Genomic DNA, 20,520 nt, shown 5'->3' with positions numbered 1-20,520 from the left:
GTGCGGAGTGTGTGCCGTTCCCCCCCCACACCGTCCCCCCCCTCCACCCCCCCCCTTCTCCCCCCCCCTTTCTCCCTCCCCTCCCCCCGGGCCGTCGGCCGGACCGAGGCCGAGTCGGCCTTCGCCGACGGGCACGACCGCTGGTCTCTCTACCGTGCGGCGCTGGACGCCCCCGGCGCACTGCCGCTGCTGTTCGAGGCGGTGTCCCTGGAGCGGGACGGCCCCCTGGCGTCCGGGGTCGTCGGCGAGGTACTCGAACAGGTTCCCGCGGACCAACGCGAACGATGGATGCGGGTCCTCGCCCCGTCCGTCCGCGCCTTCGCGGAACGCCGGGCCCGGGAACTCGGTGTCCTGGAGCCGACGCGGCGGTCCTGCACGTCGTCTCCCGCAGGGGCCGGACCAAGAGGATCCGGCAGGCGGCCGTGGAGGCCCTCAAGCCACCGCGGTAGCCGCCGCACAACACTGTGCCCCGCCGGGTCGAGGCCCGGCGGGGCACAGTGCTTCGCGGCTCCGGGAGAAGACCGGATCAGTCGGTCACGTACTGATGCAGCCCCGGCACGGTCAGCGTGCCGCCGAACTGGCCTGCCTGGGTGACCTTCACGTTGGTGAAGTAGATCTCCGGAAGGTTCAGGGGCGGCGGGTGCTCGGGGTCGAACGTGAGCGGGACCAGCCCGAGCAGGTTGCCCGAGATCTTCTCCGTGTACATCACCGTCTTGCCGTCGGTGATCGTGGACGTCGAGCCCTTGGCCGCCTGGACGTGATGCGTCTTGCCGGACGGCTTGTCCTTGACGAGCTGGTGCAGGTCCCCGATCTCGGTGCCCTTGGAGATGACGAACTTCAGGACCTTCTTCGTGGCACCGCTCGCCGTCTTCACCTCGACGATGCCCTGGTAGTCGGCGCCGTGCAGCTTCAGCGAGCTGGCCTCCAGGCGCCAGGGCTCGTCGGGGACGAGGAGTTCGTTGTCCACCCCGCCCTCGGCGTCCGTGGCGGCCGGGCAGTCCTCGGGGTCCACGGAGGGGCTGGGGGAGGCCTCGGCCTTCTCCGCCGCTTCCTTGGCCTTCTCGGCCGCCTTCTCGACGGCGTCGGTCGTGTCCCCGGCCGCCTTCGACGCCCCGTCGGTCGTGTCCTTGACGGTGTCCTCGACCGTGTCGGTCGTCTTCTTGACGGCGTCGGACGCGCTGTCCTTGCTCGTCTCCGAGGACTTCTCGGTGTCCTCGGCCTCACTCGTGTCCCCGGACGGCGAGGCGGACGCGGAGGGCGTGGCGCTCGGGCTCTCGGTGGACTTGCCGCCCTTGAAGATGCCGCCGATCGCCTCGCCGATGTCCTCGAGGACGTTGCCGCCGCTCTTGGACTCCGACGGGCTGGGCGTCGCCTCGTCGCCCTCGCCCGACGTGCCCTCGGATGCCGAAGGGGTCGGGGTGGGCTCGGTCTTGTCGGCCTCGTCGTCGGAACCTGAATCCGACGAAGAGGACGAGTCGTCCTTGTCCGCGCCCGCGTCCGAGCCGGCGGACGCCGAGGGAGTCGGTTCGGACGTGCCCTTGTCCTCGTCGTCCGCGGCCTCGCTCTCGCTCGCCGAGGGAGACGGGGAGGCACCGTCCTTGTCGTCCTCCATCGCCGCGAGACAGTCCTTGTACTCGTCGGCTGTCAGGCTGTTGGAGGTCGACGGCTGCTCGTCCGCGAGGGCGAGCGTCGGGGTGAATCCCATGCCCATGAGGACCGCGGTGGGCATCGCCGCCATGGCTATCGCCTTGCCGGCGGGCATCTGGAACCGGGTGAAGAGCGGCTTCTTGGGAGCCGCGTGACGTGGCCCCGTTCTCCCCTTCGCCTGGGCGGCGGGAGAACCGTCGCGGGGGTCAGCCGACACGGTACCCCCCGTGGTGGGCCTCGGACCGGAAGCCGTCCGCGGGGCCGCCGTCGCCGGTCCCGTACGGAGGGTGCGTCCCGCCCGTCTCACCGGCCGGGCTCTCGGGAGAGGGCTCCACGGCTCCTTCTCCCGTCGGTCCCTGACCGGCCGCCCGAGGCCCCTTCCCCGTGTCCTCCGACTTGCCCGGCACCCAGGCGACGGCGAGAGCGCCGCCGAGCATCGCCAGCAGGAAGCCGATGAGGAAGCCCCCGATGTTGGAGACCACCAGCGACACCAGGGCGAGGATGATCGACGCGACACCGGCGAAGACCCGCGTCGCCTGCTGGAACCACATGGTCAGACCCAGTGTGATCAGCAGGACCCCGATGATGAGGGAGCCGGCACCCGCGGTGGTCGCCATGGTGAGCGACATGGTGCCCAACTTGAGGGTGGCGTAGGGGAAGTAGGCGATCGGCACCCCGCCGAGGATGGTGAACAGGCCTGCCCAGAACGGCCGGGTGCCCCGCCAGTCACGGAATCGCAGACGCAGCCGGGCGAAAGTCCCGGCGCTCTGGACCGGAGTCTCGGCACTCATGGAAAACAGCTCCCTCGGTCCGATGGAGGTACGTACCGGCTCGGCCGTAGGCGTGTGGAGAAGCCGGAAAGTCTAAGTCTGTGTGGTGGCCCGGCGCGGGGCCGGGCCCGAGGGGCGGGGAAGCGACGGCTCCCCCGCCCCTCGAAGGGGACGGGTCAGCCGCCCCCGGACACCCGTGGGACGGAGGCTGTCAGTAGCACTCCATGCCCTTGTCCATGCCGAGCTTCATCGACAGGCCGCTCAGCTTGAACGTGCCGGCCGTGGTCGCCCACGCCGTCTGCTTGACGCCGTAGAGGTCGGCCTCCCTGGCCTGCTGGGCGAACCCGCCCGGCAGCGTGGTCTTGGTGTCCTTGACCGCAGGACCACGGGTCTTGTCCTTGACCGCGACACCGATGTCGATGTCCTTGAACTCCGCGTCGGCGTCGAGCTGGGCGACGTCGATGTAGAGGTTCTCGGCCTTGACCGGCTTCTTGGCGTCGTTCCCCGCCTCAAGACGGAGGTAGACCGTCTTGCCTATGAGGGGGATCGGCGTCGCGACCGACTGGCACATCTTGCTGATCGTCGCGTCGTCGAACGACGAGATCGCGACGGGAACCTGCGTCTTCTTCTCACCGTCGGTCGAGGTGTAGACGCTGTCGATTCCGCCGTACTGCGCGAAACCCTCACCGTGCAGGTGACTGGCCGACACCTTGAACTGCTGGCCGGAGACGCTAAACGACGCGGCCAGCGCACCCTGCGCGAGTCCTACACCCACACATGCCGCAGCGGCGACGCTGGGCACCATGACCACAGCGAACCGCTTCCATCTGGTCCCGCCACGCACCTGGGACTCCATATTTCCTCCTTCTCGGACGTACATCTCCTGCCCTGGCTCGCCCCGAATGGCGGCTCAGCCGGGCAGGGATGGGAGAAGTGCTACGTCCTCGGGAAGGAGAGCGCCTGCACTCGGCGGCGCAACTCGCGCCCGAATCACCGGCGATCACCCCCGAGCGACAACCACTGGTCGCGCCTGACACGCATCACGCACAACCTTGCTGGACAGGCTTCGCCGGATGAGCGAAGACCCCCCTGTCCAAGAGCCGGCGCCACTGCCGCCGGCTCTGCTCGGTGGGGACCCAGGACGTCCCGCGACCCAACCGGCTGCCGGGGTACGGGAATGGACCGAGCGTGGCCGATCGTGGTGCATTCTCGCCGCCCGCACAAGGGGGTTCGTTACTGGCTAGTAACGGCCGTATAACCGAACAACGACCCATCGGTCTCGGCCGACGACACAGGGTGCTCCTCACCGGCGGTACAAAGCTGTTGATCAATGGACAGAAACCGACAGATCAACGCCCGTAACTTACTCGCAGTAACAGCGGCCGCGATTACCAAGTTTTGGTAAAGCGCGGCCGCAGTGACGCCCTGTGGGCAAATCTTTCACGTGGGCACCACAAGCCCGCGTGTTTAACGACTGGTCAGAACAGGGCGCGTGCCAGGGCCCTGCGCGCCGCGATCACCCGCGGATCCTCGGGCCCGACCACCTCGAACAGCTCCAGCAGCCGCATCCGCAGGGTGTCCCGGTCGTCACCCACCGTGCGCGACACGGTCTCGATTAGACGGCCGAAAGCGTCCTCGACATGGCCGCCCACCAGATCCAGGTCGGCGGCGGCGATCTGCGCCTGCACATCGGCCGGCTTGTCGGCCGCGTCCTTGCGCACCTGCTGCGGGTCGACGCCCTGCACCCGCTGGAGCAACTCGGCCTGGGCGAGACCCAGTTTGGCCTCCTCGTTGCCCGGCTCCTCGTTCAGTACGTTCTTGTACGCCTGGATTGCACCGCTCAGGTCACCCGAGTCCAGCGCCTGCACTGCGGCTTCCAGAAGCGCGTCGTACGGACCGGCCGGACGCTCGGGAGCCGCCGGGGCGCCGCCCGCCTCGGCGTCGGGGTCGACGGTGAGGCCGGTCAGACCGAAGCGCTGCTCGGCGACCTGGACCAGCTGGTCCAGGGTTCCCCGGATCTGCTCCTCGCCCGCGGCCCCCTGGAAGAGCGGCAGCGCCTGCCCCGCGACGACCGCGAACACCGCGGGGATCCCCTGGATGCCGAACTGCTGCATCAGCATCTGGTTGGCATCGACATCGATCTTGGCGAGCAGGAAACGGCCGTTGTACTCGACGGCCAGCCGCTCCAGGAGCGGGCTCAGCTGCTTGCAGGGCTGACACCACTCGGCCCAGAAGTCGATGACGACCGGTACCTCGGCGGACCGCTGCAGGACTTCGGTCTCGAACCCCGCCTCATCGACGTCGATGACGAGGTCGGCCGGGGAGATTCCCCCCGCACCGCCGTCCCGGGCGGCTTGGGCACGCGCCTGCTCCGCCTTCGCCTTGGCCTCCTGGGCCGCCTTCACCGCGGCGAGGTCGACGACTCCGCTCATGGACATGTTCCGTGGCTGCATGCGTCTATCCTCCCCCGTACTGCGCGCGTGTGTGAAAAACGGTGTGAAAGCCGGGCTGGTCGGGTCCCGTTCGGCGCCGGGTCCCCACCCCACGCCATGTCTCCGAAGCCCGCGTACGTCCTTCACGGGCTTTCGCTACGAGACGTAGCGTAATGCCACACCGGACCGCCGGACCACCACCCCCCGGTGATCTCCCTCACGGCCGCACAGGAACCGCCCGTTATGGTCATGGCATGCAGAGCCGCAGCCCAGCCAGCCGCACGGGGCGCCCGCGCAGCGCCGCGGCGGACGCCGCGATCCTGGCCGCGACGCGTGAGGCTCTCGTGGACCTGGGCTGGTCCAAGCTCACCCTGGGAGACGTCGCGACCCGCGCCGGGGTTGCGAAAACGACCCTCTATCGCCGCTGGGCGGGCAAGAACGAGCTGGTCGTCGACGCGGTGGCGGAGCTCTTCGACGAACTCCGCCTGCCCGACCGGGGCAGTCTGGCCGCGGACATCGAGGGCGTCGTGCTCCAGTTCGCGGCGATCCTGGCCCGGCCGGAGGCGAGAAGCGGATTGATGGCTGTGGTCGCGGAGTCCACCCGGGACGACGCGCTGCGCGAGCGCATCCGTGCATCAGTGGTCGAGCGCCAGAAACGCCTGGTCCTGGAGGGCCGGTCCCGCGCCCAGGCGAGAGGCGAGCTGCCCCCTGAACCGGACCCGGAGTCGGCGGCCCGCACGGCCGACCTGATCTTCGACATGGTCGCGGGTGCGGTGGTCCACCGCACCTTGGTCAGCGCGGAACCGGCGGACGAGGAATGGGTCCGCGGCTTCACGAGGGTGCTGCTGCACGGTCTGGCTTAGCTGCGGGCATGCGTGCCTCCCCCAGTGCCTCAAGGGCCTGGGAGGTGCCCCCACCGCCCACCCGTGCCGCAGCACCAACGCCGAGCACTCAGAACCCCGCCGGCTCCGTATACACCCCCCACTCGTCCCGCAGCACCCCGCAGATCTCCCCCAGCGTCGCCTCGGCGCGCACAGCCTCCAGCATCGGCTCGATCATGTTGGTGCCACCGCGCGCGGCGACCAGCATCGCGTCGAGCGCGGCTCGCACCCGCGCGTCGTCGCGCCCGGCCTTCCGCCCGCCGAGCACCCGCACCTGCTCCCGTTCCACCTCATGACTGACCCGCAGGATCTCCAGATCCCCGGTCACGGAGCCGTGGTGGGCGTTGACCCCGACGACCCGCTTGTCGCCCTTCTCCAGCGCCCGCTGGTACTGGAAGGCCGACTCGGCGATCTCGCCGGTGAACCAGCCGTCCTCGATCCCGCGCAGGATCCCGGAGGTGATCGGCCCGATCGGGTGCTGCCCGTCGGGGTGGGCCCGCAGCCCCCGTTCCCTTATCTGCTCGAAGATCTTCTCCGCGTCGGCCTCGATGCGGTCGGTGAGCTGCTCGACGTACCAGGAACCGCCCAGCGGATCGGCCACGTTGGCGACGCCGGTCTCCTCCATCAGCACCTGCTGCGTCCGCAGCGCGATCTCCGCCGCCTGCTCGCTGGGCAGGGCGAGCGTCTCGTCGAGGGCGTTGGTGTGCAGCGAGTTGGTCCCGCCGAGCACGGCCGCCAGCGCCTCCACGGCCGTCCGTACGACGTTGTTGTACGGCTGCTGCGCGGTGAGGGAGACGCCGGCCGTCTGGGTGTGGAAGCGCAGCCACTGCGCCTTCTCGCTCTTCGCGCCGTACACGTCCCGCATCCAGCGCGCCCAGATCCGGCGCGCGGCACGGAACTTGGCGATCTCCTCGAAGAAGTCGACGTGCGCGTCGAAGAAGAAGGAGAGTCCGGGGGCGAAGACGTCGACGTCGAGCCCGCGCGAGAGCCCCAGTTCGACGTATCCGAAGCCGTCCGCGAGCGTGTACGCCAGCTCCTGCGCGGCCGTCGCCCCGGCCTCGCGGATGTGGTAGCCGGAGACGGACAGCGGCTTGTACGCGGGGATGCCGGCCGCGCAGTGCTCCATCAGGTCGCCGATCAGGCGCAGGTGCGGCTCGGGCTGGAAGAGCCACTCCTTCTGGGCGATGTACTCCTTGAAGATGTCCGTCTGGAGCGTGCCGTTCAGGACGGCCGGGTCGACGCCCTGGCGTTCGGCGGCGACCAGGTACATGCAGAAGACGGGGACGGCCGGGCCGCTGATGGTCATCGACGTCGTGACGTCGCCCAGCGGGATGTCCTTGAACAGGACCTCCATGTCGGCGGCCGAGTCGATGGCGACACCGCAGTGCCCGACCTCGCCCAGCGAGCGCGGGTCGTCGGAGTCGCGGCCCATGAGCGTCGGCATGTCGAAGGCGACCGAGAGCCCGCCTCCGCCGTTGCCGAGGATCATCTTGTAGCGCTCGTTGGTCTGCTCGGCGTTGCCGAACCCGGCGAACTGCCGGATGGTCCACGTACGCCCTCGGTAGCCGGTCGCGTACAGGCCGCGGGTGAAGGGGTACTCCCCGGGCCACCCGATCCGCTCGAACCCGTCGTACCTGTCTCCGGGCCGCGGCCCGTACACCGGCTCCACGGGGTCGCCGGAGAGCGTGGTGAAGTCGGCCTCGCGCTTGCGCGCGGCGTCGTACCGGGCCTGCCAGCGACGGCGGCCCTCCTCGATGGCGTCAGCGTCCATACCCTCGAATTTACTAGGACGTCCTAGTAAATGTCGATGGCAGACCGCCGCACGTTCGTCCGTACGGCGGTGAGACCTACGACGGTGAGACCTACGACGGTGAGGCCACGGAGGGCGAGGGCTACGCCTTGGCGGGCGCGGGCGAGTCCTCCGCGATCCGGGACTCCAGCTCGTGGCTGATCTTGCGCTCGACGAAGAAGGCGGCCGTCGGGACGGTCCCGGCGAGCAGCACCCACACCTGCTTGCCGACCGGCCACTTCGCCTTGGAGCCCAGGTCGAAGGCGAAGACCAGGTACAGGACGTACAGCCAGCCGTGCGCGATGCTGACGACGCGCGTGAAGTCGGCCGCGCCGTTCAGGTCGAGCAGATACTTGCCGATCATGCCCAGGGTCAGCAGGACCAGCAGCACGCCGGTGACATAGGCCATCACGCGGTAGCGGGTCAGCACGCTCTTTTTCATGCCGTCGAGCGTAACGACCCGTTCCGGGGGATCTTGCCCCGGGTCACTGCTCCTCGAAGTCCCCCGCCGCGATCCGCAGCGGCCGCAGCATCGCGAAGATCTCCCCGCACTCCTCGGAGTCGTACGCCCCCAGGCCGAAGTCCATCGCCATCAGGTCACGGGTGGCCGCCTCGACCACCTCGCGGCCCTTCCCGGTGATGCTGGCGAGGGTGCCGCGCCCGTCGTTGGGATTGGGCCGCTTGTCGACGAGACCCGACCTCACCAGCCGGTCCACGGTGTTCGTCACGGACGTGGGATGCACCATGAGCCGCTCGCCGATCTTGGACATCGGCAGCTCGCCGGACTTGGAGAAGGTGAGCAGCACCAGCGCCTCGTAGCGCGCGAACGTCAGCCCGTACGGCTTGACCACCGAGTCGACCTCGGCGAGGAGGATCTGCTGGGCTCGCATGATCGAGGTGATCGCGGCCATGGACGGCACGTTTCCCCAGCGCTGCTTCCAGCGTTCGTCGGCGCGCGCGATCGGATCGAAGGAGAGACTGAGCGGCTTCGGCACGAACCCGACCTTACCGGCCGGTCACATGGTGGTCAGCCCCGTCTCGCCCTTCGGTCCGGCACCTCCGGCTCCGCCATCCGGGGGCAGGGCGAGGCCATGTCCTTTGTAGGGCGATTCATACAAGTATGTAACTATTGACAACGGCTCCATCACTGAACGTCACCTTCCTCACAGGGAGCGGCATGAGACGGCTGAACCACGCCCTCGCGGTCCTCGCGGTGCTCGGACTCGCTGCGGGCTGCTCGTCCGCTCACGGCCGCGCCGAGACGGCCGACACCGGCGACGACACCACGAAGGCCGGCTACACGGCCGGCTCGCCCTTCTGGGTCGACCCCGAGAGCCCCGCGGCCCAGCAGGCGCGGCTCTGGGAGCAGCAGGACCGGGAGGACGACGCCGAGCTGATCCAGCGGATCGCCGACCGGCCCGTCGCCCTGTGGCCGCCCGGCGAGACCGATCCGGCACCGACGGTGCGGGCGGCGGCCTCGGCCGCGAGCGACGAGGGGCAGACCGCGGTCTTCGTCGCGTACAACATCCCGCACCGGGACTGCGGCCAGCACTCGGCGGGCGGGGCCGAGGACGCGGACACCTACCGGGAATGGATCGGGCAGTTCGCCCACGCCCTCGGCGAGGCGGAGGCCCTGGTCGTCCTGGAACCCGACGCGGTCGCGCACATCGTGGACGGCTGCACGCCCGGCGAGTACCACGCCGAGCGCGAACAGCTGCTCGGCGAGGCGATCGCCCGGCTGAAGCAGCAGCCGAACACCAAGGTGTACCTGGACGCGGGCAACGCGGACTGGATCCGGGAGCCGGACAAGCTGGTGGAGCCGCTGCGGCGGGCCGGGATCGAACAGGCCGACGGCTTCGCGCTCAACGTCTCCAACTTCCAGACCGACGACGAGACCACGGAGTACGGCATCCGGCTCGCCGAGGCCCTCGGCGGCAAGCACTTCGTCATCGACACCAGCCGCAACGGCAACGGCCCCCTGCCCGGCGTCTGGTGCAACCCGCCGGGCCGGGCGCTCGGCACCCCGCCCACGACCCGCACCGGCGAACAGACCCTGGACGCCTACCTGTGGATCAAGCGGCCCGGCGAGTCGGACGGAGACTGCGAGGGCGGCCCGGACGCCGGGCGCTGGTGGCCGGAGTACGCCCTGGAGCTGGCGCGCAACGCGGAGGACTGACCGGCCCTCCGCTCGCGCTCACTCCACGTGGATCCACTTGGCCCGCGAGGGCGTGCCCTGGCCGTCCGTCACGAACAGCATGTACCAGCCGGGCGGGACCAGGGCCGGGTCGCGGGGCACCTCGAAGGTCACCGCGCCGCCCTTGCGGGTGATGTCCAGCTCGATGGAGCGCTGCTCGACGTCGGTCGTGTGCGTGACCGCGCTGGGCCGCATCAGCCGCGCCGCGGCCACGCGTTCCGGGTGGTCCGTACGGAACGTGATGCTGTGGTCCTTGTTCAATTTCTCCGGACCGCCCTTCAGTACGGGGCGGTTCCGGGGGTTCTTGTGCAGCGTGGGCGGGGTGAAGACCTCCATGCGCTGCTCGAAGTGGCCCAGCTTGGTGTTCTGCTGGTTGTCGAAGAGCGGGTCGGAGCCGAAGGTGGCGATCCTGCCGTCGGGCAGCAGCAGTGCCTCGGAGTGGTAGTTGCGGCCCACCCTCGGCGCCGCGGCCTCCCGGAAGGCGTTGCTCTTGGGGTCGTAGAACTGGGCCTTGAGGATGTTGCTGGCGCTGCGGCCGCGGTAGTCCCTGGAGCCGTTGGACGTGAACACCGTGTCGTCCGGCATGATCACGCTGTTCAGGTAGCGCGTGCCCTGGGGCAGGTCGGGGCCGTCCCGGAAGGCCGGGTCGTCCTTGTTCAGGTCGACGACGGCCGTGCGCGGGGTCGCCTTGCTCGACTCGCCGACGCCGCCTCCGCCCAGGATCATCACCTTCTGGTCCTGCGCCGGGGGCAGCAGCAGGGAGGCCGAGGTCTCGGTCTGGTCGAGGTCCGTCAGCCCCGGCACCTTGCGGAACGTGTTCTTCTCCAGGTCCCACAGCCCCGGCTCACGGCCCCGGTCGGCGGGCCCGTAACCGGCGTTGGAGGCCGGGTAGAACAGCTTGCCGCCCTTGGTGAGGAACAGGGCGGGATACGTCGGGAAGTACCGCTTGGGTCCCGGCGACCACTTCTTGGTCTCCGGGTCATAGATCTCGTTGTCACCCGGGTCGATCATGCCGACGTCGTCCAGGCCGGACACCGCCAGGACCCGGCCGTCGTCGAGGCCGACGAGCGTCGGGTACCAGCGGGCCTTGTCCATCGGCTCGACGGGGATGTACTTCTCCGCCTTCGGGTCGAACTCGTAGGCGCCGCGGATGCCCTGGAAGTCCTGCTTGTCGAGGGTGATCTTCTCCGACAGGCCGTACGCGTTGTCGCCGGCCTTGCCCGTCAGGCCGACGATGTCGTACTGCGCCTGCTTCCGGGTGGCCGACAGGGGGCCCTTGTCCACGGCGTCCACCCAGACGCGGGCCTCGCTGGCGGTGACCTTGGTCTTCCAGGGCTGCATCACACCGCGCTTGTACGTGATCTTCTGGGAGCGCTTGGCCTTCGGGACGGTGACGTCGAACTTGGTGACGTACTCGAAGCCGGCCGGTGAGCGGAAGCGGGTGCCCTTCTTCAGGAACACCGCCTTGTCGGGGCTCTCGTTCTTCACCCGCATGCCGCCGCCGGCCCGGGTCACCTCGGCGCCCAGGCGTTCGTAGCGGGCGGTGCCGCCGGCCACCAGCAGGCGGCCGTCGGGGAGCTGGGCGTGCCCGGCGCAGAAGAAGTCCTCCGGGGTGGGGATCTTCTTGTAGGTGTTCTTCTCCGGGTCCCACAGGATGGTGTCGAACTCGCCCGCGTCGAACTTGCGCTGCTCGTTGCCCGACCCGGCGACGATCAGCACCTTTCCCGTGTGCAGCAGGGCCGCGTGGATGGCGTTGGTGCGGAAATCCTCCGGGATGTCGAGCTGGGTCCAGGAGCCGTACTTCGCCATGTACTCCGGCTGGGCGATCTTGTACTCGTGGTACTGCGTGGAGACGAAGTCCAGCGCGGCCGGGGCGTTGAGGCCCGCCAGGACCGCGATGCCGCCGATGCCCAGGACGGTTTTCTTGGTCTTCTGCGAGAGCTGGTAGGCCATGGCCTAGCTGCCTCCTGTCGAGGTGCCGGAGACGGGGGCCGCGGGGGACGCGGTGGCGAGGGCCGGGGCGGGGACCGGCTCGTTGCTTTCCGGCACGCGTGGGTGCGGGTGCGGGGGTGCCTGTTCCTGTACCTGTTCCTGTTCCTGTGCCGGTGCCTGTGCCGGTGCTTGCGCGTCGGCGTGGGCGAGCCGGCGTTGCCGCTCCCGGTGGTCCTTCCAGGCCGTGGCGGCCCACACCGCGGCCGGTGCCAGGGAGATGGCCACGCCGAGCAGGGCCCAGGTGCGCATCGCGGCATGCGTGTGGTCCAGGGCCACCGAGGCGGCCAGGGACGTGGCCAGCAGAGCCGCCCAGAAGAGGTGGATACGGAAGGTGGCCAGCTGGTCGGGTGAGGCGTCGTCGCCCTTGGGCGTGACGACGAATCGGCTGGGGCGGCGCATGACCGCCTCGGTGAGGGACTTGAGGTAGATCGGCGCGGACAGGGCCGACATCCCCATGCCGGCCAGGCCGCCCGAGCCCTCCGGTTCGTGCGGTGAGACGTTGTGCCGGCGGTTCCACAGGTACAGCCCGATCTGGCAGGCGGCCGCGTCGCTGTAGAGCATCATCCAGACCGACACGGCGACCTCGGTGCCGGAGGCGCCGAACCAGAGGAAGAGGAAGCAGCTGAAGATCCCCAGGAACCAGTTGACGGCCGTCATCGGGTAGTACACGAGCATGAGGGTGTAGGACAGCAGGCGGCCCGGCGGCATGCTGAGGGGCGCCTTCCAGTACTGCGTGATGAGCGTCTCGTAGGTGCCGCGCGACCAGCGCATCTGCTGGGTGAAGAAGTCGGTCCAGGAGGCGGGGCCCTCGCCGACGGCGAGCACGTCCGGGGTGTAGACGGACTGCCAGAAGCGGTTGGTGTCCGGGTTGCGGTGCTGGTGGATCTCGAAACCGGTGGCCATGTCCTCGGTGATGGAGTCGTGCAGCCCGCCGATCTGCTTGAGGACGGAGATCCGTACGACGTTGTTCGTGCCGACGAACATGGGGGCGCGGTAGTGGTTGCCCGCGCGCTGGATGAGGGCGTGGAAGAGGAACTGCTGGGACTCGGCGGCCTTGGTGACGGGGTTGTGGTAGTTGCCGTACACCTGAGGGCCGACGACGAAGGCCACGTCGGGGTCCCTGAAGTACCCCATCATCCGTTCGAGGTAGTTGGGCATCGGGATGTGGTCGGTGTCGACGGACGCGAAGAAGTCGTACGCGTCGCCGTGCATGGCGATCCAGGCGTTGTAGTTGCCGTGCTTGGTGCGGGCCTTGTGGACGCCCGTTTCGCGGTTCCACTCGGGGATGCCGCGGCGGGTGAAGTGGCGTACGCCGAGTTCCGCGCACATGGCCTTCACCTCGGCGTCGTCGCCCTCGTCGAGGAGCCAGACGTCGAGGGGGCCGGTGTGGTGGATGCGGGTGGCTCCTTCCAGGGTCGCGCGGACCATGGCGAGGGGTTCCTTGCCGGGCACGTACGTGGTGAGGAAGGCGACGCGGGTGCCTGGTTCGGGGACGACGGGGACGGGGTCGCAGGCGACCATCGTGGCGTGGGCGACGGAGGCGACGTTGACGAGCATGAAGAGCTCGATGAGGCCGATCGCCATCAGCATGGTGACGTCGAGGCCGATGAGCCAGCGCTGGGCGCCCTCGCGTTCCACCCAGTGGGTGGGCCAGACGAGGTAGACCAGCAGGGCGCCGGTGAGCAGCGGCGCGAGGCTCATCAGGAGGACGGCTCGTATTCGACGGGGCTCACGGGCGAGGAGCGAGACGTACTGCACCCGGTACTCCTCACCGGACGGCTCCGTGAGCGGTCCGGCGAGTCGGCTGTAGGAGTCGTAGTCGTAGCCCTCCGGCCGCACAGCGCCCTCCAGGTGATTGAGGCCTGACCGGAGCACCGATACCCCGATACCCATACAAAAATGGATCTTTGGGGCGCTGTCGAACTGAGAGCGTCCAGGCGGGTGGGGGTACGCATATGCCCGCGGCAGCATCGGCACCCACTTGGCACGAAAGAACCCCGGCCCGCATCGGACCAGGGTTCCCGTCGTCACTTCTGCTCTCGCGCACGCCTACTCGGCGAGATATCGCTCCACCGTCTCGACCTTGGAGGTCAGACCGTCCGTCACCCCGGGCCGGATGTCCGCCTTGAGGACGAGAGACACCCGGGGCGCACGCCGCTCGACCGCGGCCACCGCACGCCGGACGACGTCCATGACCTCGTCCCACTCCCCCTCGACGGACGTGAACATCGCATCGGTCCGGTGGGGCAACCCCGACTCACGCACCACCCGCACGGCGTCGGCGACGTACTCCCCCACGTCCTCACCGACCCCGAGCGGCGTCACGGAAAAGGCGACGATCACGCGCTCACGGCCCCTTCCGCGCGCGCCCGGGACGCGATGACCGCGTCCTCGGCCTCACGCCGCAGCTTCCGGTCGGCGAAGAAGCCGCCGGCGGGCAGCACCGAGAGGACGAAGTACAGCGCGGCGGTCTTCACCGGCCACTTCGTCCGGTTCCACGCGTCGGCCCAGAAGATCACGTACAGGATGAACAGAACACCGTGCACCATGCCCATCACCGGCACGGCGTTGAACTCCGTGGTCCGCTTCAGCACCGAGCAGATCAGCAGGAGGAGGAATGAGATCGCCTCGGGTGCCGAGACCAGGCGGAGGCGGCGGAGGGCGGTGGCGGTCTTGAGGTCCACGGGTCACCTTCGGTGGGAGAGACGCGGCGGTCTGAACGGGCTGGACGGGCTGAACGGCAAAAGGGTTTGTGAACGCACGCACAAGCGTCCCGCCCATTGTGGCAAACAGCCGCGGGGCCCTTGGCCCGGGGTCCGGCTCCCCGCCCCCTAAGGGTGCGATCAGGGACTTTCTCCACCTACGGGCCCTGTCCACAGGACCCGGCCTGCGGATACCTTCCCGTACGTGGCGATGTTCCGACTTCAGAGCAACAAGGTGCTCGCCGTCGACATGACCGGAGATGCCGTGAAGGTGAAGAACGGCTCGATGGTCGCGTACGACGGCGAGATGGCCTTCAAGAAGCTCAGCGGTGGCGGCGAGGGCATCCGGGGCATGGTGACCCGGCGGCTGACCGGTGAGCAGATGACGTTGATGGAGGTGAAGGGCCGCGGCACCTGCTGGTTCGCGGACCGCGCCTCCGAGATCAACCTGGTCGGCCTCCAGGGCGACAAGCTCTACGTCGAGTCGAGCAACCTGCTCGCGACCGACGGCGGGCTGCGCACGGGGACGGAGTTCACCGGCCTGCGCGGCGCCTCGCAGGGAAACGGGCTGTTCACGACGTCCGTCGAGGGCCACGGCCAGGCGGCGATCATGTCGGACGGGCCGGCGGTGGTGCTGCGGGTGAGCCCGCAGTATCCGCTGACCGTCGACCCGGGGGCGTATGTGGCGCACCAGGGCAACCTCCGGCAGTCCTTCCAGTCCGGTGTGACGTTCCGCACACTGCTCGGGGAGGGCGGCGGCGAGGCCTTCCAGATGCGCTTCGAGGGGGACGGGCTGGTGTACGTACAGCCGAGCGAGCGGAACACGATCGCGGGAGACGTGTGACATGGCCTTCCGGGAGATCAACGCGAAGGTGGTCGAGGCGACGGTGACGCCCGGTCAGCGGCTGTTCAGTCAGCGCGGGGCGATGCTCGCGTATCGCGGCGAGGTGTCGTTCACGCCCAACACGGCGGGCGGGCAGGGCGGGCTCATGTCGATGATCGGCCGCCGGGTGGCGGACGAGGACACGCCCCTGATGACCGTGGAGGGCAGCGGCACCGTCCTGTTCGGGCACGGCGGGCATCACATCCAGGTGATCCGGCTCACCGGCGACACGCTGTACGTCGAGGCCGACCGCCTGCTGGCCTTCGAGGGCTCGCTCCAGCAGGGCACGATGTTCCTCGGCTCGCAGGGCGGGGTCATGGGCATGGTGCGAGGGCAGGTCAGCGGGCAGGGACTGTTCACGACCACGCTGAAGGGACACGGGGCCGTCGCGGTCATGGCCCACGGCGGAGTGATCGAGATCCCGATCACACCCCAGCGGCCGGTGCATGTGGACCCGCAGGCCTACGTCGCCCACCACGGCGACGTCCGCAACAAGCTGTCCACCGCGCTGGGCTGGCGGGACATGGTGGGCCGCGGCTCGGGCGAGGCGTTCCAGCTGGAGCTCAGCGGCAGCGGTGCGGTGTACGTCCAGGCGTCGGAGGAGAAGCTGTGAGCACCTACGGAACTCCGGGCGCCGGCCCCGCGGTCTTCGACCCTGCGTCGCTGCCGCCCGACGACAACGTCAACCCCTACACCTTCTGCGTGGAACTGAAGGGGAGCCAGTGGTTCCTGCAAAAGGGGAAGATGATCGCCTACTACGGCTCGATCGACTTCAACGGCGTCGGGCACGGCCGGCTGGACCGTCTGGTCCGCACCTCGTTCCATTCGCCTCTGCACGCGAGCGACTGGGTCGTGGCGGAGGGCTCGGGCAAGATGCTCCTCGCCGACCGGGCCTTCGACGTGAATTCGTTCGACCTCGAGGACGGCAACCTGACCATTCGCTCGGGCAACCTCCTCGCTTTTCAGCCAACTCTCGCACTGAAGCAATCAATCGTGCCGGGTTTTCTGACCCTCATCGGAACCGGAAAGTTCGTGGCCGCGTCGAACGGGCCGGTGGTGTTCATGGAACCCCCGATCCGGGTCGACCCCCAGGCCCTGGTCGGCTGGGCCGACTGCCCCTCGCCCTGCCACCACTACGACCACGGGTACATGACCGGCGTCATGGGCGGTCTACGTGCGCTGACAGGCCTCGGAGGGGCCTCCGGCGAGGAGCACCAGTTCGAGTTCGTCGGCGCCGGCACGGTACTGCTCCAGTCGTCCGAGACCCTGATGGCCGAGCAGGCCACGGGAGCCGTTCCGCACCAGGCCGGCGTGCCCGGCGGCGGGGCATCCGGACCCCACTCCGGTCAATCCGGCGCACCGCGTCTTCCCGGACAGCTGGGGGACCTCCAGCGTCGCTTCGGGCTGTGAGCGGTAGTCTGCGGAGTGTGACATCGAACGTCTGCGCACCAATGTTCGGCAGGCGTGCGCCGTCACACGAAAACCCTCACTAGTTCGCCTTTCAACCTTTTAGGTAGACTTCATTCATGGAGACCGAGACGGCCACGCGCTGGCTGACCGATGCGGAGCAGTGCGCTTGGCGCACCCACCTGGAGGTCAACAGGCTGTTGACGTACCAGCTCGAAAAGGACCTGCAGCCGTTCGGCCTGACAATGAACGACTACGAGATCCTGGTGAACCTCTCCGAGTCGGAGGACCAGCGGATGCGGATGAGCGACCTCGCCTCCGCCACCCTCCAGTCCAAGAGCCGCCTCTCGCACCAGATCACGCGCATGGAGAACGCGAACCTGGTCCGGCGGGAGAACTGCGAATCCGACCGCCGGGGGCTCTACGCGGTCCTCACCGACCACGGCATGGCGACGATGCAGAAGGTCGCGCCCCACCATGTGGCGTCCGTGCGGAGGCACTTCATCGACCTGCTGTCCCCCGAGGCCCTGACGGAGCTCGACAAGGCCCTCAAGCCCATCGCGGAGCACCTGCGCGGACAGCGCGGGCGCCCGTAACCACCGGAGTCCCGGCTAGGCGAGCGGCAGGCGGAGTTCGAACAGGGCTCCGCCTGCGGGCCCCTGCCCGGCCGTGAGCGTGCCGCCGTGCCGTACGGCGACGTCCCGGGCGATGGCGAGCCCCAGCCCGGCACCGCCGTCGTCCCGGCTGCGGGCGGCGTCCAGCCGTACGAACCGTTCGAAGATCCGCTCCCGGTCGGCCTCGGGCACCCCGTCCCCGTCGTCCGCCACGCCGACCACGGCCCGGTCACCCTCCCGCCGCACGCTCACGGTGACGGCCGAGCGGGCATGCCGCTGGGCGTTGTCGAGCAGATTGGCGAGCACCCGCCCCAGCTGTCCCCGCGATCCGGCCACTTCCACCGGCTCCGCGTCCACCGTCACACCCGTCCGCCCCTCGGCCTCCTCCCGGGCCAGCCCGGCGAGGTCGACCCCCGCGTCGTTGGGCCGCTCCCCCGCGTCCAGCCGGGCGAGCAGCAGCAGGTCGGCGGCGAGCCGCTGGAGCCGCACGGTGTCCTCCACGGCCCCGTCGAGGTCGAGCAACTCGGGATGCGCGGCCGCCACCTCCAGCTGCGTACGCAGTGAGGCGATGGGACTGCGCAGCTCGTGGGACGCGTCGGCGACGAAGCGCCGCTGCCGCTCCACGGAGGTCTCCAGCGCCGCGAGCGTCTCGTTGGTGGTGCTGGCGAGCCGGGCGATCTCGTCGTGCGTGTCCGGCTCCGGGACGCGCCGCGCGAGGTCCTCGGACTGGGTGATCGCGGCCATCTCGCTCCGGATGCCCTCGACCGGCCGCAGCGCCCGCCGGGTGACCAGCCAGGTCACTCCGCCGACGACGCCGAGCAGCAGCGGGAACCCGATCAGCATCACCGTCAGCGCGGTCCGCACCGCCCCGTGCTCGGCGGCCAGCGGCGAACCGGCGTAGACCTTGAGGGTCCCCCGGTCCTGGGTCTCCACCTCCACGGCGGCGAACCGGTAGTCCTCCGCGTCACCGTCGATGGTCGCGGCCCCGTTGCTGAAGACGCTCTCCCCGGCGATCTCCCCGGGTTCGAGGGCGGCCTCCTCGTGGTCGTCGGCGTCGTCGTCCTCGTCCCCGCGGGGCGCGGCCGGCGGCTGCGGCTTCACCTGGTCGGAGTCGGTGCCGCTGATCGCCTGGAGATCCTCACTGGCCGCGACCAGCCGCTTGTGCTCGTCGAGGACCTGCACCGGCCCGTCGTCACCGTCCAGCCCGGACAGCTTGTCGTACGGCGTCCCGGCGGCGAGCTCGGAGGCGACGGCCCGGGCGGACTGCTCGGCCTGCGTCCCGGCCTCGCCGATCAGATTCGACCGCAGCGACAGCAGCACGGCGGCACCGGCCGCGACGAGCGCCACCGCGACCACGAGCGTGGCGCCCAGCGTGGCCCGCGCCCGGACGGACCCGAACAGCCGCCTCATGGCGACTTCTCCAGCCGGTACCCGGCCCCGCGCACGGTCCGGATCAGCCCCGGCCGCAGCTTCCGCCGCAGGGTGCTGATGTACACCTCGACGATGTTCGGATCACCCTCGTACGCGAAGTCCCACACGTGCTCCAGGATCTCGGACTTGGACACGACCTCCCCGGCCCGCAGCACAAGCTGCTCCAGTACCGAGAACTCCTTGGTCGTGAGGGAAACTTCCTCCTCCCCCAGGAACACCCGCCGAGCAGCCGTGTCCACCTTCAGCTCACCGTGCACATGCACGGGCGAGGCCCCGGCCCCCACCCCACGCCGCCGCAGCAGCGCCTTGACCCGGGCGACGAGCACGACGTACGAGAAGGGCTTGGTCAGATAGTCGTCCGCCCCCGTGTCGAGCCCCTCGGCCTCGTCGTACTCCCCGTCCTTGGCGGTCAGCATCAGGATCGGCACCTCGTGCCCGGCGGCGCGCAGGGCGGCGCAGACCCGGTAGCCGTTGAGGCCGGGCAGCATGATGTCGAGGATCACCAGGTCGTACGTCCCCTCCGAGGCCTGGTGCAGCCCCTCCCGTCCGTCGTGGACGACGTCCACGGCGTACCCCTCGGCCGTCAGGCCCCTGGCGAGCGACAGGGCCAGCCGCTTCTCGTCCTCCACGATCAACAGGCGCATGGGTAAAGAGTCGCAAAACCAAGCTGAAGATCCCTTCAGGGGGCTTCAGCTTCCTCTCAGCCTCGGTCAGCCACCTTGGAACACGTCGAAAACAAACCGACTCGGGAGGAACCCCCATGAAGCGCAACATCGTGATCGCCGCTGTGACCGCTGCCGCTCTGATCGGAGGCGGTACGGCCACGGCCCTCGCGACCACGGGAGACGGCGGGGGCTCGGCGCGGCAGGCGGCGAACACCCGGCTGTCGGACGACGACGTCCGTGACGACCAGGACGACCGCGACGACGACGCCGCGCGGGCGGTTTCCGGCGACGTGACGGCGCCCGAGGCGATCGCCTCCGCGCTGAAGCACACGCCCGGCACGGTCGTCTCCGCCGAGCTGGACGACGAGGACGACAGCGACAAGGTGATCTGGAAGGTCGACGTCCTGTCCGGTGACAACGCCTGGCACAGCGTCAGCGTCGACCCGTCCAACGGCAAGGTCCTCGGCGCGCAGACCGACGACGAGGACGACACGGCGCAGGTGCGGGCGGCTCTGAAGGGCTCCTCCGTGACGGCCGAGGAGGCCGCGAAGGCTGCCGCCGGCAAGGGCACGGTGACGTCCGTCGACCTGGACGAGGACGGCAAGGACAAGTCCTGGGAGGCCGAGACCCGCAAGTCCGGCGGCGCCGAGCAGGACTGGAAGATCGACCTCAACACGGGCAAGGTCACGGCGGACCGCGCGGACGCCCAGGACGACGACGCGGACGACGCCGACGACCAGGACTGACCTGCCACTGCCAGATTTCAACCGCCCCGGCGTCACTGCTGACGCCGGGGCGACGCGCAGCCCGGCACGACGAGGTACCCGGCGTCGATGCCGGTGCCGAGTGGGTCCGCAGCCCGGCGGAGCGGGGTGCCTCCCCCACTCTCGGCTTCGCTCGAGCGGGGGGACCCCCACCGCCCACCCGTGCCGCCCCCAGCGGCACGCATGCCCGCAGCGGGGGCGGGACCGTCGCCCGCCACCGCGCAGCCGCACCCGCGCACGGCGAGAAGGGGACGTGTCGGGGGGTGTCCGCCCGCAGCGGTTGTCGCGTCAACGAACAGTCAGTCGGCGTCAGACCCCATCGCGACGTTCCGAGGACGGACACCCCCCG

The 20,520-nt window shown here is 69.6% G+C and carries 20 protein-coding genes; 7 read left to right on the top strand and 13 right to left on the bottom strand.

Going from position 1 to position 20,520, the window contains the following annotated elements:
- Positions 1-526: 526 nt before the first annotated feature.
- From ACZ6I3_RS39125 to ACZ6I3_RS39110, 4 genes are all read right to left on the bottom strand, one after another.
- Positions 527-1,864 carry a hypothetical protein gene (locus ACZ6I3_RS39125; RefSeq protein WP_469421094.1) on the bottom strand — a complete coding sequence of 446 codons (1,338 nt, stop codon included), beginning with the start codon at positions 1,862-1,864 and terminating at the stop codon, positions 527-529.
- Entirely contained in the window at positions 1,854-2,438 is a 585-nt protein-coding gene (locus ACZ6I3_RS39120; protein ID WP_469421093.1) for a DUF6114 domain-containing protein, read from the bottom strand. Before ACZ6I3_RS39120 ends, ACZ6I3_RS39125 begins: the two co-directional genes overlap by 11 nt.
- Positions 2,439-2,628: 190 nt before the next feature.
- Positions 2,629-3,273 carry a DUF6230 family protein gene (locus ACZ6I3_RS39115; RefSeq protein ID WP_189723272.1) on the bottom strand — a complete coding sequence of 215 codons (645 nt, stop codon included), beginning with the start codon at positions 3,271-3,273 and terminating at the stop codon, positions 2,629-2,631.
- A 622-nt stretch (positions 3,274-3,895) separates the two neighbouring features.
- Positions 3,896-4,870 carry a tetratricopeptide repeat protein gene (locus ACZ6I3_RS39110; protein ID WP_469421092.1) on the bottom strand — a complete coding sequence of 325 codons (975 nt, stop codon included), beginning with the start codon at positions 4,868-4,870 and terminating at the stop codon, positions 3,896-3,898.
- A 233-nt stretch (positions 4,871-5,103) separates the two neighbouring features.
- On the opposite strand from ACZ6I3_RS39110, the gene ACZ6I3_RS39105 reads away from it, so the two are divergent.
- Complete coding sequence (locus ACZ6I3_RS39105; RefSeq protein WP_469421091.1) at positions 5,104-5,712, top strand: TetR/AcrR family transcriptional regulator; 609 nt, start codon at positions 5,104-5,106, stop codon at positions 5,710-5,712.
- 88 nt (positions 5,713-5,800) lie between these two features.
- Here ACZ6I3_RS39105 and ACZ6I3_RS39100 read toward each other — a convergent pair whose 3' ends face one another.
- The 3 genes from ACZ6I3_RS39100 to ACZ6I3_RS39090 all read right to left on the bottom strand — a co-directional run bounded on the left by ACZ6I3_RS39100 (position 5,801) and on the right by ACZ6I3_RS39090 (position 8,514).
- A complete protein-coding gene (locus ACZ6I3_RS39100; protein WP_469421090.1) occupies positions 5,801-7,501 on the bottom strand; it encodes an acyl-CoA mutase large subunit family protein in 1,701 nt (566 codons plus the stop codon).
- A 121-nt stretch (positions 7,502-7,622) separates the two neighbouring features.
- On the bottom strand, positions 7,623-7,961 hold the full coding sequence (locus tag ACZ6I3_RS39095; RefSeq protein WP_469421089.1) for a DUF3817 domain-containing protein: 339 nt from the start codon (positions 7,959-7,961) through the stop codon (positions 7,623-7,625).
- Between the two features lie 43 nt (positions 7,962-8,004).
- Positions 8,005-8,514 carry a MarR family winged helix-turn-helix transcriptional regulator gene (locus tag ACZ6I3_RS39090; RefSeq protein WP_469421088.1) on the bottom strand — a complete coding sequence of 170 codons (510 nt, stop codon included), beginning with the start codon at positions 8,512-8,514 and terminating at the stop codon, positions 8,005-8,007.
- Between the two features lie 182 nt (positions 8,515-8,696).
- Here ACZ6I3_RS39090 and ACZ6I3_RS39085 point away from each other — a divergent pair, with 182 nt between their 5' ends.
- Entirely contained in the window at positions 8,697-9,695 is a 999-nt protein-coding gene (locus tag ACZ6I3_RS39085; protein ID WP_469421087.1) for a glycoside hydrolase family 6 protein, read from the top strand.
- An 18-nt stretch (positions 9,696-9,713) separates the two neighbouring features.
- Here ACZ6I3_RS39085 and glxA read toward each other — a convergent pair whose 3' ends face one another.
- From glxA to ACZ6I3_RS39065, 4 genes are all read right to left on the bottom strand, one after another.
- Positions 9,714-11,666: a radical copper oxidase GlxA gene (gene glxA / locus ACZ6I3_RS39080; protein WP_469421086.1), complete on the bottom strand. Its 1,953-nt coding sequence runs from the start codon at positions 11,664-11,666 to the stop codon at positions 9,714-9,716.
- A gap of 3 nt (positions 11,667-11,669) precedes the next feature.
- Positions 11,670-13,544 carry a glycosyltransferase family 2 protein gene (locus ACZ6I3_RS39075; RefSeq protein ID WP_469421085.1) on the bottom strand — a complete coding sequence of 625 codons (1,875 nt, stop codon included), beginning with the start codon at positions 13,542-13,544 and terminating at the stop codon, positions 11,670-11,672.
- A 210-nt stretch (positions 13,545-13,754) separates the two neighbouring features.
- On the bottom strand, positions 13,755-14,048 hold the full coding sequence (locus tag ACZ6I3_RS39070; protein ID WP_469421084.1) for an MTH1187 family thiamine-binding protein: 294 nt from the start codon (positions 14,046-14,048) through the stop codon (positions 13,755-13,757).
- Positions 14,045-14,389 carry a DUF3817 domain-containing protein gene (locus ACZ6I3_RS39065; RefSeq protein ID WP_469421083.1) on the bottom strand — a complete coding sequence of 115 codons (345 nt, stop codon included), beginning with the start codon at positions 14,387-14,389 and terminating at the stop codon, positions 14,045-14,047. Before ACZ6I3_RS39065 ends, ACZ6I3_RS39070 begins: the two co-directional genes overlap by 4 nt.
- Before the next feature lie 229 nt (positions 14,390-14,618).
- Here ACZ6I3_RS39065 and ACZ6I3_RS39060 point away from each other — a divergent pair, with 229 nt between their 5' ends.
- From ACZ6I3_RS39060 to ACZ6I3_RS39045, 4 genes are all read left to right on the top strand, one after another.
- Entirely contained in the window at positions 14,619-15,251 is a 633-nt protein-coding gene (locus ACZ6I3_RS39060) for an AIM24 family protein (RefSeq protein WP_469421095.1), read from the top strand.
- A gap of 1 nt (position 15,252) precedes the next feature.
- Entirely contained in the window at positions 15,253-15,903 is a 651-nt protein-coding gene (locus ACZ6I3_RS39055) for an AIM24 family protein (RefSeq protein WP_469421082.1), read from the top strand.
- The gene (locus ACZ6I3_RS39050; RefSeq protein WP_399024146.1) at positions 15,900-16,700 is read left to right on the top strand and encodes an AIM24 family protein; all 801 of its coding nucleotides are present in this window, start codon (positions 15,900-15,902) and stop codon (positions 16,698-16,700) included. The genes ACZ6I3_RS39055 and ACZ6I3_RS39050 overlap by 4 nt, the downstream gene beginning before the upstream one ends.
- A gap of 116 nt (positions 16,701-16,816) precedes the next feature.
- The gene (locus tag ACZ6I3_RS39045) at positions 16,817-17,293 is read left to right on the top strand and encodes a MarR family winged helix-turn-helix transcriptional regulator (protein ID WP_184590382.1); all 477 of its coding nucleotides are present in this window, start codon (positions 16,817-16,819) and stop codon (positions 17,291-17,293) included.
- 15 nt (positions 17,294-17,308) lie between these two features.
- On the opposite strand, the gene ACZ6I3_RS39040 is transcribed toward ACZ6I3_RS39045, so the two are convergent.
- Together ACZ6I3_RS39040 and ACZ6I3_RS39035 are read right to left on the bottom strand one after the other, a co-directional pair.
- A complete protein-coding gene (locus ACZ6I3_RS39040) occupies positions 17,309-18,721 on the bottom strand; it encodes a sensor histidine kinase (RefSeq protein ID WP_469421081.1) in 1,413 nt (470 codons plus the stop codon).
- Complete coding sequence (locus tag ACZ6I3_RS39035) at positions 18,718-19,386, bottom strand: response regulator transcription factor (protein ID WP_469421080.1); 669 nt, start codon at positions 19,384-19,386, stop codon at positions 18,718-18,720. The genes ACZ6I3_RS39040 and ACZ6I3_RS39035 overlap by 4 nt, the downstream gene beginning before the upstream one ends.
- A gap of 116 nt (positions 19,387-19,502) precedes the next feature.
- Here ACZ6I3_RS39035 and ACZ6I3_RS39030 point away from each other — a divergent pair, with 116 nt between their 5' ends.
- Complete coding sequence (locus ACZ6I3_RS39030) at positions 19,503-20,153, top strand: PepSY domain-containing protein (RefSeq protein ID WP_469421079.1); 651 nt, start codon at positions 19,503-19,505, stop codon at positions 20,151-20,153.
- Positions 20,154-20,520: the final 367 nt, after the last annotated feature.

The sequence above is a fragment of the Streptomyces sp. NPDC041940 genome, assembly GCF_055589465.1.
This window is presented reverse-complemented; position numbering and strand designations above follow the sequence as displayed.